A 13951-nucleotide genomic window follows, 5' to 3' on the forward strand; every position below is an offset into this window, starting at 1 on the left:
AGATCCCGGGCCGACGTGCCTAGCCCTCGGGGAGCGTTATTCCCAGCTCGCGCATGGCCGGGCTCGGGGGGCCCGCCGAGCGCTGCGTCTTGTGGCCGGTGACCTTCGGCGAGATCGTCCGCGGGTCGATCGCCTCCGAAGGCGAGCTGGAGGCGTAGCTGCCCTCGGGCTGCTGGTCCCGGTCGTGGGGGAGCAGCCAGAAGACGCGGCGCAGGAAGGTGCCGGAGGCGCGGGAGGCGCGGGCGCTCGACGCCAGGGTGGCGTAGCCGACCATGCGGCCGTCACGGTGGTAGGGCGGCCGGCCGCGGCGGTTCTGCAGCCGGTCCAGGCTCTGCCGTACGTAGTCGAGACCGTCGATCGACTCCAGCCACACGATCTCGGATTCGTGAGCGATCTGCTGGGGTTCGATAAGCGCGCTCACGTTCCCTCCTCCTCTATCGGGTCGGCGAGCAGGCCGATTCCCGGGTAGTACTTCCTCTGATTGGACGTGAGCATGCCCTTGGGACTGCTCATTCCCAGGGTTTCCCGGACGCGGGCGGCAAATGCACGCGAGGTCACGGGGTTGGCTCCTTCGTCGGCACACCACTGGCGGTATGCCTGGTACATCCGGGTCTGTTCGGCGCGCAGACCCATCTCCTGGACGCAGGCCTCGCTAATGAAGCGGCCCATGTGGTCCTCGGTCTCGGCGTACGCGGTGGTGGCGATGCGGACCTTGTCGGGACCGGTGAGGTCCTTCTCCCCGCCAAGGTAGCGCCGAGCACCCGCGATGAGCCAGGCCAGAATGCCCGGTCCCTCCTCGTTGACGAGGGCGTCGGCCAGATTGTCGACCTTCCGGCTGTCGGGTACGACGCGTTCGAACGGAATGAGCCGCATGCGACGCCAGAAGGCGAAGCCGCCGGTGCCGACCTCGGGGCGGTGGTTGCCGAGCAGCCACAGCTTGTGGGTCGGGTCGAAGCTGAAGAAGTCCTGGCGCATCCGCCGGGCCTTGATGCGGTCGCCACCGGTGAGGAGCTTGACGCGGGCCTCGTCGAAGCGGTCCCCGGGCTTGAGCTCGGAGCAGACGATGACGCGGCGGCCGTGGAGCTCGGCCAGGTCGGTGGGGTGGCCCTCGAAGGGCTTGGCCATGAGGAAGCCGGGGGGAGCGGCGTCGGCGTAGTCCCCGAGGAGCTTCACCATGACGTCCAGGAGGACGGACTTGCCGTTCTTGCCCATGCCGTAGAGGAAGGGCATGATCTGCGCGCCGACGTCGCCGGTGATGGAGTAGCCGAGGAGCAGGTGCAGGAAGCTGATGACCTGCTCGCCGTCGGCGTCCTCCCCGAAGGTGTCCTGGAGGAACATGTGCCAGCGGGGGGTGGGGATGTCCTCGGGCGCCACGGAGGTGGCGCGCGAGTGGTAATGCTTGCCCGGGTCGGGGGCGCTGACGATTCCGGTGCGCAGGTCGACGACTCCGCCGGGGGTGCACAGGGCGTACGGGTCGGCGTCGAGCTGGGTGGCGCTGAGGACCATGCCGGGTGCGGACTTGGCCTGCATCAGCATGGCCTTCATGCCCGAGGTGGAGAGGGCGCGGCGGCGGTGCTGGCGGAGGTTCGTCGTGGTGTACAGGCCCTCGGGGTCGTGTTCCGTGAGCTGTTCGGCCATTTCGCCGGCGGCCCACATGACGGTGTCGTCCTCGTCGAGCTCCCAGCGGTGTCCGATCCAGCGGTACCAGCCGAGCCCGGGGACGTGCCGGTACTCGCGCCCGTAGAGCCTCACGAACAGCTTGGCGTTGCCGCGGTCGGTGAGGCTGTCGGGCATGAGGCCGTTGGCTGCCTGGCGGGCGGGTGCGGGGGAGGAGGAGCGGGCGGGGGCGGGGACCGGCAGGAACTCCTGGGCTCCGTCGGCCGGTACGCCGTCTCCGTGCTCGTCCTGCTCCTGGTCCTCGTCGAAGAGTCCTTCGTCTTCGTACCCGTCGTATCCGTTGTGGGCGTTCTGCGCCTTTTGTGCCGTTTGGTTGGGGAACTCCAGCTGGACGGGCGCACCCTGGAGGATCTGGCGTGCCACGGCGACCGGGTCGAAGTCGCCGCTGCCGTTCGGCGGCGTCATGAACGGCCTCCGGCGTACAGGGGCTTCATCCGGCCCGCGTTCATGCCGCTCACGATGATCTGACGGGCACGGGCTTCCTGACCGGGGCGCGCGTGCTCGGCGGCGACGCGCAACGCCTCGGCGCCGGCCGCCTCCTCGATGTGTCCGGCGGCCACGAGACCGCCGACCGTATAAGCAGCCCGGTTCAACTTCTCGGAGAAACCGGTGCCGTGGCTCTGGGTCCCGCACGCCGCGACTTCCGCGAGCACGGTGGACAGCGCCGCCACAGCAGCCTTCTGCGGCCCCACAGGGCCCCTCTGACGCCCTCGGGGCGCACTGGGCCCTCCGGCGCCGACCGACCCCCCTGAAGCGCCCAGAGGGGCCTCCAGGGGCGTCAACGCCCCTACGCTCCGCCGAGAAGGCCGTCCGACGGGGCTCGTACCCGTCCCAACAGCCTTCGTCCGCCTGACCGCAGCACGAGGCTCGGCCTCGCCGCTCTCCATCAGGTGTCCCGTACGCACCAGTTCCCCCGCCAGCCACTCCGGTAGCTCCGCGGGCGTGCGACAAGTACCGAGCACCTCATAGGCCCCGGCCTTCGTCACCGTCCCCGGTGCCACCACATACCCTCCCACAGCTCGTACGTCCACCTGCCAGGCGAGTGCACGCGTCCGGCTCGAACCGGAGGAACACTGCCACTGTCGTCCCTCTCCGGCCCGGTACCAAAGGTGCAATCCGCCCGAAGGCGTCCGGACCCGCAGGGTGTCCTCGTCCCAGGCCGGGTCCTGCGCTCCGCGCAGCGCGGCCAGCACGCCGAGGGTGTGGTAGCCGCTGGCGAGTCCGGTCAGGTCGACGTAGTCACCGATCTCGATGCCGGGGAGGATGCGGTTCCGCGCGGGAACCTCACCACCATGGGCGTCGATGTCGATCACGACGAGACCCGCGGCTCCGGTCGCGACTCCGACACCGAGGTTCGGCTGGCCGCCCCACCACATGTCGATCCTCGCGGGATCGGTGGTGGCGGCGTGGAACCCGTGACACCAACGTCCGGCCGGGATGCAGGCGCATTCGGCCGGCTGGTGACTGTGGCCCTGGCAGAGCATGCAGTTCTTGGGCGGAGTCTTCTGTCCCGCCGCCAGGGGGTGCACCGGCCAACCCCGCTCGGCACACCACCGCGCGACGGTGCGGCTCTCGGGCATGTCGAATCCTGCGGCGCGGCGGTTCACGGGGCTTCCCGTATGTCAGCGACTGAGCCGGCCCTTCGGTCGCTGCACAAAAACTGCAGCTCAGGGGGCATGTGCGACTCCAACAGCGACCGAAGCGACTGAAACTCAACAATGGGGCAAGGACACACTAGCGGACGATCACCCATGGGGACGGGAGCGTGTCGGTGTGGCGTTCGGGTGACAACGACACGCTCTCCGGACCACCCGCCTCCGCACCGTCCACCCCGTCTCCCGGACCCCACCCACCGAACCTTCCTCAGGCTCCCTCGCCCCCTCCCGGGGCACCGCCCACCCCACGCTCCCCTTCAGCGACCGAACCGAGGGGGGCAGCGACTGAGGATTTTCAGTCGCTGCTTCGGTCGCTACCTCATCTTCCCAGCTCAGAGCCCATCCGGACCCTCAAAAAGCGACCGAAGCGACTGAAGGGTCCCATCTATGACACGCACACGCACACGCGAATGTCTTCATATGCAGGAACTTCGGTCGCTTCGGTCGCTATGCATCCATCAATACCCCTCTGACCTGCACAAACTCCGAGCGACTGAACCAGCGACTGAACCATTTGGGTCGCTCGCGGTTCAGTCGCTACGCCTCTGAGGTGCAGCGACGGGAGCGACTGAAGGAGTTCGCAGCGACTGAACCGTCAACCCCGAAGCGACCGACTCCCTCTCCCGTGCACACCCCCAGCGACGGAAGCGACCCAAGCGACCCAACCTCCGACACACCCCCAGAGCCCGAACCACCGGAAGCCCTCACGGCCACCACCCACCACCCACATCCGGCCACCACACCTCAGCCCACCACCCGTCCCCGCCGCTTGCAGGATCGTCTGAAGGTGGCCTTGCCAGGAGTGGCCTTGGATAGGGTGTCGTCGTTGCTCCCTCGGGAGCTCCCCGCTACCGGGGTTGATCCCAGTGCTTCCTCAGCTGCAGTTACTGAGAGCTCTTGTTCCCCACGCATGCGGGGTTGAGTTTCTGGCTGCCTTTCCGTAATCGAGTGTGTCACCAGGCCGCGTGTCGCAAATGGATCTTGGGTTGTGAATGATCAAGATTCATGGCGGGGGCCTCACGAACGAGCAGTGAGCTGTGCCGGTCCCAGCGGAACGCTGCCTGCTAGGGGAACCTGACTCGGTTCGAGTCGCTGGCAGAGGTGAATGGCGTCATATGTCTGCGACCTCAGCGCCGACTCCACGGTGCGCTCGCCCCCGCGGAGCCCCCGCAAGACTTGGCCCGGCCAGGCGAGTCCGCCGTCACCAGAGCTTTCACAGGAAGCCCTAACAGTGCATCTCCTGCTGTAAGCAGGTTACTAGATGGCGCCTCAAGGTCATGTTCTTCAACTGGCGTACGAGGCAAGGAAATTGCCCTACAGTCGGGGGCAGTCAGTCGTCGACAGAGACGACGACGGCCAACTCCTGTGTACCTCCGCTGCAACGGAGGAGGAGTCGGCCGTCAACCCTTGGAAGGGGAGCTTCATGTCTATCAGAAGATTGCGCATTGCACCTACCGCCTTACCAGGCGAGGTGCTTTTGTCCGGTATCGGCGTCATTGCATCGATCTCGTCTCTGAAGGGATCTGTGCCTGATGAGGTCCTGGGTGTTGCGCTTGTTCTCGTGCTTGTGCTCGTCGTGACCCTCTGTCCTGCATGGGGACGTCGAAGGCGTGCAAGCTGCTCGGCGGAGCCGTTCGCTTCCTCCAGGACCGGTTCATCATGTGATGGCCGCCGAGGCATCTGACCTCGCCTGATCCTGTGGCTGAGCGGGTGCGCAGAGTGTCCCTACCTGCGCACCCCGGCCGGTTCGCACGACGCCGTCGATCCGGGTGTGCATTCGTACCCGAGGGATAGGAGTAGGGATGTCCTCAGGGCCGATACCACCGGGGAATCAAGATGGGATAGAGAAGCTGTTGGGAAGGCTCTCGTCCGAGGCCCGGACCGCCTGGGCCAAGCACGATCGGAAGAGCGACAGCTTCATGCCGCTGTGGCGGCACATGGCCGACAGCCACGCTGTCGCGGGGATGTTGTGGGAGCACTGGGTCCCGTTGTCGGCGCGGAGGCTGGTCGCGGAGGTACTGCCCGGTGGGGCCGAGGACGCTGCGCTGCTCGTCGGGTTCCTTGCCGCCGTGCACGACTGCGGCAAGAGCACCGGCCCGTTCGCCTGCCAGGTACCGGAGCTCGCGGACCGGATGCGGGACCTCGGTCTGGAGATGCCGACCCGCAAGGAGTACGGGTCCGATCGACGGATGGCCCCTCACGGTCTCGCCGGGCAGTTGCTCCTCCAGGAATGGCTCAAGGAGCGCTACGGGTTCGACGCCCGCTCGGCCGGGCAGTTCGCCGTCGTTGTCGGGGGCCACCACGGGACACCGCCCGATTCCCAGCAGATCCACGACCTTCAACTACGACCGCGCCTGCTCCGCACCGAAGGTCCCAGCGCACCCCTGTGGCGGCAGGTCCAGCACGAACTCATCGACGGTTGTGCCGAACTCGCGGCTGTGACCGACAGGCTTCCGCATTGGGTGGGCGTCAGGCTCTCGCAGCCCGCGCAGGTGGTGCTGACCGGTGTCGTGATCATGGCCGACTGGCTGGCCAGCGCCTCCGAACTGTTCCCGTACGCACCCGAGTCGTGGCTGCCTACGGGTCCCTCGTCCGAACGTCGTCGTCTTCGGGCGGCCTGGGCGGGCGTCGACCTGCCGAATCGCTGGGAGCCGCGAAAGCCCGAAGGGTCACCGGAGGAGTTCTTCGCGGAGAGGTTCCCCACCCTGGTGCACAGCGGCATCCGCCCGGTCCAGGCCGAAGCGGTGAGGATGGCCCGCGGCTTGCCCGAGGGCGGGCTGCTGATGATCGAGGCACCGATGGGGGAGGGGAAGACCGAGGCGGCCCTCGCCGCAGCAGAGGTGCTCGCAGCAGGCACCGGCGCGGGCGGGATCCTGTTCGCGCTGCCCACCAGGGCGACGGCCGACGCCATGTTTCCCCGGTTGCTCGACTGGCTCGACCAGGTCCTCGACCCGTCCCTCGACGGGTCGCATTCCGTGACCCTCGCCCACGCCAAGGCCGCCCTCAACGACACCTGGTCAGGGTTCCTCGCCGAAGGACGCAGGGTCCTGGCCGCCGTGGACACCGACTGCGGGGAGGACTGCGAGGACATCAGGTCGACCCAGACCCCGGGCCCCCGGACGGTCCGCAATCCGACGGGGCTCCACGCCCACCAGTGGCTGCGGGGCCGGAAGAAGCAGCTCCTGTCTTCCTTCGCCGTGGGCACGGTGGACCAGGTGCTGTTCGCGGCACTGAAGACCCGCCACCTCGCACTCCGCCACCTCGCACTCGTCGGCAAGGTCGTCGTCATCGACGAGGTGCACGCCTACGACGCGTACATGAGCCGGTACCTGGAGCGGGTACTGGAGTGGCTCGCGGCCTACCGTGTTCCGGTCGTCCTGCTGTCCGCGACCCTCCCGGCCGACCGCCGCGAAGCCCTCGCGGCCGCGTACGCGGGGATCTCACCGGATGCCGTCCGTGGGCTGGTGAAGAACGCGGCCGCGTACCCCCTGATCACAGCGGCAGCGCCTGACGGAGCCATACGCACCGCACAGCCCGAGGCCGCATCCGGCCGGAACACCTCCGTCATCGTCGAACGACTCGATGACGACCTCGAACTACTCGCGGACCGACTCGAACGCGAACTCGCCGACGGAGGCTGTGCTCTCGTCATCCGCAACACCGTCGCCCGTGTCGTGGAAGCCGCGGAACTCCTCCGCGCCCGTTTCGGCGACGAGCACGTGACGGTCACCCACTCCCGCTTTCTCGCAGCCGACCGGGCGGCCAACGACGCGGACCTCCTGGACCGATTCGGTCCGGTGGGAACGCGGAGGCCAGGCCGGCACATCGTCGTCGCGAGCCAGGTGGTCGAGAGCTCCCTGGACGTCTCCTTCGACCTGATGGTCACGGACCTGGCCCCCGTCGACCTCATGCTGCAGCGCATGGGGCGTCTGCACCGGCACCCCCGGCCCTTGCCACACCGACTGCGGCAGGCCCGCTGCCTCGTGACCGGCACGGACTGGCAGGCCGCCCCTCCCACGCCCGTTTCCGGCACGAGCGCGGTGTATCCGGGCCGCTTCACCCTCCTCAGGGCCCTCGCCGTGCTCGTTCCGCACCTCGACGGACGACCTCTCCGACTGCCCACCGACATCAGCCCCCTGGTGCAGGCCGCATACGGATCCGACCCGGTCGGCCCGGACGACTGGGCCGAGGCGTTCGCGGCGGCCCAGGTGGAGCACAACAACCTGACCCGGATGAAGGAAGAGAAGGCGGAAGACTTCCTCCTCGGACCCGTACGGCGCCCGGGACGCCCCCTGTACGGGTGGCTCGAAGCCGACGCGGGGGACAGCGACGACAGTCCGGCGGGCCGTGCCCAGGTCCGTGACAGTGAGGAGACCATCGAGGTCCTCGTCGTCCAGCGGCAGGCCGACGGCACCCTCACCACCGTGCCCTGGCTCACCGACGGCCCCCCGGACCGGCACGGCGACAGGCGACCGCGGGCCCGCCTGCCCCTCTCTGAGGACTTCCCACCCGGGCGGTGGGCCGCCGAAGCCGTCGCCGCGAGCGCCCTGACCCTGCCCCGCATGTTCAGCACCCCGTGGATGGCCGATCGCACCATCGCTGACCTGGAGAGATTCCTCGTTCCGGCCTGGCAGGTGAAGGAATGCCCCTGGCTGGCCGGAGAGCTGTTCCTCGTTCTGGACCCCGACTGTCAGACCCGTCTGGCAGGGTTCGATCTGTACTACAGCAAGGCCGACGGTCTCCGTGTGGCTTCCCCCGGCATGCCCGCCCCCTGGGCGCGGCGTCGGGCCGACGCCGCACCGGAGGACCGGGGGAGGGAGAACGAGAACGGTGAAGACGGCAAGGGCGAGGCACTTACCGGGCCTGCCCACTCAGGTGGATCCGAGGAGGGGGCCGGCCACCCGGCCATTACTGACCACGGCCATGTGCGAGACGACGGCCCGCACAGCGGGACGGCCACGGTGACGGCGCGTCCGGCGGAGCCCGTCGCCGATCCGATCCTTCCCGCGGCGCAGCAGGAACCCTCGTCCTTCGACCTCGTCTCACGTCCCTGGATCCCCGTGCAACGTCACGACGGGACGGCCACCGAAGTTTCGCTCCGCGGCCTCTTCGCCGAGGCCGCCACGCTCCGCCGCACCGTGGGTGACGTGCCCACCCAGGACTTCGCCCTGCTACGCCTCCTCCTCGCGATCCTGTACGACGCGCTGGACGGGCCGCGGGAGATGGAGGACTGGGAAGACCTCTGGAACTCGCCCACGCCGTTCGACGCCGTGGAGCAGTACCTCGCGGAGCACCGCCCCGCCTTCGACCTCCTCCACCCCGAGCGGCCCTTCTACCAGGTCGCGGGCCTACGGACAGCGAAGGACGAGGTCTTCCCGCTTGGTCGGATCGTGGCCGACGTCCCGACCGGATCCCCGTTCTTCACCATGAGGCTCCGCGGAGCCGAGAACCTCTCCTACGCCGAAGCCGCCCGCTGGCTCGTGCACGCCCACGCCTACGACACCTCGGGTATCAAGTCGGCCATGGTGGGGGACGAAGGGCGGGCCAAGGCGGGCAAGGTCTACCCGCTCGGGGTGGGCTCCGTCGGGGGCCTGGGCGGCGTCTGTGCCGAGGGCGACAACCTTCGCGACACCCTGCTGCTCAATCTGATCCCGTTCGAAGAGGCCTACACCGATGCAGCACGGCGCGGGGCCGACCTGCCGGTATGGCGCCGAACCCCCCTCGGAGCCGGGCCCCGCGACGCAGGACCGCTCCCCGACGGATTGCGTGACCTGTACACGTGGCAATCGCGTCGGATCCGGCTCCACGCCAGGGACGGCGTCGTCACCGGGGTCGTCCTCGGGTACGGGGACCCCCTCGTCCTTCCGTCCCCCCACACTCTCGAACCGATGTCGGCCTGGCGCCGGAGTGCCGCCCTCGAAAAGAAGCAGGGGCGTGCCCCGGTGTACGGGTCGTCCCGCCACGATCCCAGCAGGGCCGCCTGGCGAGGGCTGGGCGCCCTGCTCCCCTCCCGGGCGCAGCCGGGTGAACAGGGTGGCAAAGCGGAGCCGCCGAATCGGATCCGCTCCGGCGTCTCCCGCTGGTTCACTCAGGTGGTGACGGAGACGGAGTTCCGGCCCGACAGGCTGGTCCGTCTGCGACTGACCGGCGTCTCGTACGGAACCCAGCAGTCCGTGATCGACGAGGTCATGGACGATGCGGTGGTCCTGCCCGTGATCACGTTGCACGCAGGCAATCCGGAGTACGGAGCGGTGGCGGTGGACGCCGTCTCCGACGCGGAACTGGCTGTCTCGGCGCTGGGACACCTGGCCGGGCACCTGGCCAGAGCCACCGGCTCGGAGTCGACCGGACCGGCGGACGAGGCGCGCGATCTCGGCTTCGGTGCCCTGGACGGTCCGTACCGGAGCTGGCTGCGCGGGCTGCTGGAACACGAGGGGACGGAAGCCGCACGGCAGGCGTGGAGGGACACCGTCCGCCGGACGGTCCTCCGGCTCGGCCGGCAGCTGATCGTGTCCGCCGGCCCGGCAGCGATCGAGGGCAGAACCGTCGAACTTCCCGGCCTGGGCGTCGTGCTGATGGACGCGGGCCGGGCGGAGCAGTGGTTCCTCGCCCGCCTGGAGAAGGTTCTCGGCCCGGTGGCCGCGGTCGGCACCGGGCGCGGGAACGGCTGACCTTCTTTCGGCCGCCTCTGCCTTCGCCACCCCGCAGAGCGCCCGACTTCCGGGCCGACACATGCTTCCGACGAACGTGGAGCGGACAGCATGTCCATCCGATGAGGAGAGAAGACCATGACCCTCGGCACGGCCTCCGGTCCGACCGGAGGGGCGGGTGCGCCGGCACACCGCGGACGCATCCCCCAGAGCTTCACCTTTCCCCGCCAAGTGACGATTCGGACCATCGCACGGCTCTACGCCGGGTACCGGGACGATGCCCCGGGCGCTGTCGCCTCCGTTGCGCGGCTTCGCCGCTCGGCGGGCGGTGACCCCTACACGGCGACCGAGAGTTGGGGAGCCGACCACCTGGAGGCGCTCCGCGACGCCCGCGAAGAGCGGCGGGTGGCAGAGGAACAGGAGGGTGCCGCGAACGGACGCGCCCGTGCTGCCGACAGTGCCGGCATGTACAGGTCCAGAGCCTGGCAGCGGTCGCGGGCTCAGGAGGAACGCGAGGATGTCGCGGTGCACCTGGCGCTCACGCTGTGGGCCCTGCACCAGCAGTCGATTCGCGATGAGGGCATGTGCCTTCCCGGCTGGCCGCTCGGTCGGGCGGTGCGGCGCCTCGCGCACGGGAGGACCGGCACGACCGATCTCCCGCCGTCCGCCGTCGCGGCGGAAGCAGCGGCCCCGTCCCCGGCACGGGTCGAGGAGGCACACGAAGTGCCTGCCCCGTCCGAAGAGCCCGTGGAGGAGGCCCGCAGGACGATCCGCAAGCGCTTCGTGCGGGTCGCGGCCTCCACGGACGTCGAGGTCCTCGCGGGTCGACTGCGCGAAGTGGTGCTCCTCCTCCGGGCGGCGCGGATTCCGTTGGACTACGGCCTGCTGGCCGATCAGCTGGTCATCTGGCAGGACGAGAACCGCAGGGATGAGGTCACGCGGGCCTGGGGCAAGGAGTTCCACCGGACCTACCGCCCGTACGTCCGGGATGCCGACGGGGAAGAGGAGGCCGCGCCGGACCCGGAGCGGTCGTCCCAGCAGATGCCCCTGGAGGCCGACCTCGACGTGTACGGGGCGGACTAGCCCGCTCCAGGACCGGGGCTCCAGGACCAGGGCTCCGGTTGGTCCTCCTCACGGGGCCACCCGGTCGAACGTCCGTATCGAAGCTCCGCACCATCGAAGCTCTGCAACGCCCGCAACGCCTCCCGACCCGCACGAACGACGACACGAAAGAACGGAACCGACGGTGACCACGCGCAACCCCCGCACCATCCTCGACATCCACGTCCTGCAGACGGTTCCGCCGAGCAATCTGAACCGCGACGACACCGGAAGCCCCAAGTCCGCTTTCTTCGGAGGGGTCCGACGGGCCAGGGTCTCCAGCCAGTCGTGGAAGCGGGCGACCCGGAGTGCCTTCGGTGAGATCCTGCCCGCCGAGGAGCTCGGGGTCCGCACCAAGAAAGTCGCCGAAGCATTGGCCGAGCGGATCCTGCTCCAGGACAAGTCGCTCGCGGAGTCCACTGCGGTCGCCCTCGCGGCGGAGGTGCTGAAGGCGGCCACCGGGTCCGCCATCGAGGCCCCGACACGGGGCCGTTCCAAGGCGGGTGAAGCCGACGCCGCTTCTGCGTCCCCCGTTTCCAAGTACCTGATGTTCCTCAGCGTGCGTCAACTCGACGCGTTGGCCGCCCTCGCCCTCGAAGGGAGCGGAGGTGGTGACCTCGCGGTACTGAAGGATCACCTCAAGGACAAGAACACCAAGGCGCGTGCCCGACAGGCCGTGGACACCCGTCACTCCGTGGACATCGCGCTGTTCGGCCGGATGGTCGCGGACTCCGCCGACCTCAACGTGGACGCCGCCACGCAGGTGGCGCACGCCCTCAGCGTGCACCGGGCCGACATCGAGTCCGACTACTTCACCGCCGTGGACGATCGGAACCGCGAAGACGAGTCCGGAGCCGGAATGATCGGCAGCATCGACTTCAACTCGGCGACCCTGTACCGGTACGCCTCCGTGGACGTCGATGCCCTCCAGCGCAACCTGGGCCTCGGTCTCCGTGAGGACGAGGAGCCCAGTACTCCGGCGGCGAGGGCGGCGGCGGCCTTCCTCCAGGCGTTCGTGACCTCGCTCCCCACCGGGAAGATCAACACCTTCGGCAACCACACCCTGCCCTCCGCGGTCATCGTGAAGGTCCGCGACCGTTGGCCGGTCAGCTTCGTGGGTGCCTTCGAGAAGCCAGTCGCCAAGGTGAGCGAAGGCGGGTTCCTCCAGGGCGCCTGCGAGGAACTTGCGGAGTTCGTGGAAGACCTGGAGCAGCAGTACGGGCTGACGTCGGGCGACCCCTGCTGGGTGGTCCGTGTCGGTGAGGACACCCGGGCGCTCGCCCCGCTCGGTACCAGGGTTCCCCTCGCCACCATGCTCACCCAGGTACAGGAGACCCTCGCTGCCCGGCTCGGAGGCCGGGCGTGACCGTCCTGCTGCTGAGGCTCGCGGGCCCGCTGCAGTCCTGGGGTTCGGCCGCGCGGTTCGCCCGCCGCAGCACCGAGAACGCGCCCACCAAGAGCGGCGTGCTGGGCCTCCTCGCCGCGGCCGAGGGGCGGCCGAGGGGAGCGGACCTCTCCGACCTCGCCGCCCTCCGCTTCGGTGTGCGCATCGACCAGCCCGGCAGCCGGCTACGCGACTTCCAGACCGCCCACCACGCCGATTCCGGCAAGGCCATGCCCCTGTCCGAGCGCTTCTACCTGACCGACGCCGTGTTCGTGGCCGCGGTCGAGGGGGACCGGGGCCTGATCATGAGGCTCGACCTGGCTCTCACACGGCCGTACTACCTGCCGTACCTGGGGCGCAGGTCCTGCCCGCCGTCCCGGCCGATCCGCATGGGTGACCCCATCGAGGACGCCACCCTCGAAGAGGCGCTGTCCTCCGCCGCCTGGCAGGCCTCGCCCTGGTACGTCCGGGAGCAGGATCGGGCAGCGCGGCGGACCGGGAGCCGGCGCGCACCGGAAGACCTGGACCTCATGATCGATTGCCTGCCGTCCGAGATCCCCCACCTGCAGTTCCGGGACCAGCCGCTCAGCTTTGCCCCGGAGCACCGTCAGTACGGACTCCGCGGCGTGCGCACCGAGCACGTCCCCGTACCCTCCACCGCGGCGGCGGCAGCGCCGGTGCCCGGGCACGACCCCACCGCAGGACTCCGTCCGGCCCCGCCCGCCGCCCGGACGCGGTCCGCCGAAGACCCCCACGGGAACCGCTGATGTACCTGACCCGCTTGCCACTCAACTCCGCCCGGGCCGATGCGAGAAGGCTCCTCGGCTCACCTCACCGCATGCACGGGGCCGTGTGCATGTCCTTCCCCGAGGCCCCCGCTCGGGACGGGCAGGGACCACGCGTGCTGTGGCGCACCGATGTGAACGCCGCCGGCCGCACCGACTTGTTCATCGTCAGCCCCACCCGACCCGACCTCACCCACCTCGTGGAACAGGCCGGCTGGCCCACGCTGGAAGAGCCCGGCTGGACCACCTTCGCGTACGGGGAATTCCTCGACGGGCTCGCCGAGGGTGACACCTGGGGCTTCCGGCTCACCGCGAACCCCGTCCACTACGTGCGCAAGGCCGACGACCCGAAGGGCGCGGAGACCAAGCGCACCGCTCATGTCACGCCGCGCCACCAGCTCGGATGGCTGTTGAAGAAGCAAGAACAGGCAGGCTTCGAGGTGGTGCGCAAGCCCGCCGAACGGCAGCACACCGAGTACGACGACGAATACCAGATCGTCCTGCACGACCGGACTCCACAGCAGTTCGGCAAGCGCAGCGAAGGCGGACCGCGGCGGCAGGTCAGCATCACCCGGGTCACGTACGACGGGCTGCTGCGCATCACGGACCTGCCCTCCTTCCGCCGGACCCTGACCCAGGGTCTGGGCAAGGCGAAGGCCTACGGATGCGGGCTGATGACCCTGGCTCCGGTGAGGTGAC

General features: G+C 69.3%; 8 protein-coding genes. 5 read left to right on the forward strand and 3 right to left on the reverse strand.

Translation table 11 applies throughout. The features are described from left to right. Window positions 1–19: 19 nt before the first annotated feature. The 3 genes from ABTZ17_RS00535 to ABTZ17_RS00545 all read right to left on the reverse strand — a co-directional run bounded on the left by ABTZ17_RS00535 (window position 20) and on the right by ABTZ17_RS00545 (window position 3257). Window positions 20–421 carry a DUF6009 family protein gene (locus ABTZ17_RS00535; protein WP_352193278.1) on the reverse strand — a complete coding sequence of 134 codons (402 nt, stop codon included), beginning with the start codon at window positions 419–421 and terminating at the stop codon, window positions 20–22. Then, complete coding sequence (locus ABTZ17_RS00540) at window positions 418–1794, reverse strand: DNA primase family protein (protein WP_352193313.1); 1377 nt, start codon at window positions 1792–1794, stop codon at window positions 418–420. The genes ABTZ17_RS00535 and ABTZ17_RS00540 overlap by 4 nt, the downstream gene beginning before the upstream one ends. A 284-nt stretch (window positions 1795–2078) precedes the next feature. Continuing rightward, entirely contained in the window at window positions 2079–3257 is a 1179-nt protein-coding gene (locus tag ABTZ17_RS00545; RefSeq protein WP_352193279.1) for a bifunctional DNA primase/polymerase, read from the reverse strand. 1928 nt (window positions 3258–5185) lie between these two features. Between ABTZ17_RS00545 and casA the strand changes: the two genes are divergently transcribed. The 5 genes from casA (at window position 5186) to cas6e (ending at window position 13950) form a co-directional block, all read left to right on the forward strand. Continuing rightward, window positions 5186–10003 (forward strand): type I-E CRISPR-associated protein Cse1/CasA, encoded by a 4818-nt coding sequence (casA, locus tag ABTZ17_RS00550; protein WP_502994564.1) that lies wholly within the window; start codon window positions 5186–5188, stop codon window positions 10001–10003. A gap of 117 nt (window positions 10004–10120) precedes the next feature. Beyond that, window positions 10121–11065, forward strand: a complete 945-nt coding sequence (gene casB / locus ABTZ17_RS00555; protein ID WP_352193281.1) for a type I-E CRISPR-associated protein Cse2/CasB — start codon at window positions 10121–10123, stop codon at window positions 11063–11065. A 163-nt stretch (window positions 11066–11228) separates the two neighbouring features. Beyond that, window positions 11229–12449 carry a type I-E CRISPR-associated protein Cas7/Cse4/CasC gene (gene cas7e / locus ABTZ17_RS00560; protein ID WP_352193282.1) on the forward strand — a complete coding sequence of 407 codons (1221 nt, stop codon included), beginning with the start codon at window positions 11229–11231 and terminating at the stop codon, window positions 12447–12449. Continuing rightward, window positions 12446–13234 carry a type I-E CRISPR-associated protein Cas5/CasD gene (cas5e, locus tag ABTZ17_RS00565; protein WP_352193283.1) on the forward strand — a complete coding sequence of 263 codons (789 nt, stop codon included), beginning with the start codon at window positions 12446–12448 and terminating at the stop codon, window positions 13232–13234. The genes cas7e and cas5e overlap by 4 nt, the downstream gene beginning before the upstream one ends. Continuing rightward, window positions 13234–13950: a type I-E CRISPR-associated protein Cas6/Cse3/CasE gene (cas6e, locus tag ABTZ17_RS00570; RefSeq protein WP_352193284.1), complete on the forward strand. Its 717-nt coding sequence runs from the start codon at window positions 13234–13236 to the stop codon at window positions 13948–13950. Before cas5e ends, cas6e begins: the two co-directional genes overlap by 1 nt. The last annotated feature ends 1 nt before the right edge of the window (window position 13951 follow it).

The sequence above is a fragment of the Streptomyces sp. NPDC097619 genome (assembly GCF_040302735.1).
GTDB lineage: Bacteria > Actinomycetota > Actinomycetes > Streptomycetales > Streptomycetaceae > Streptomyces.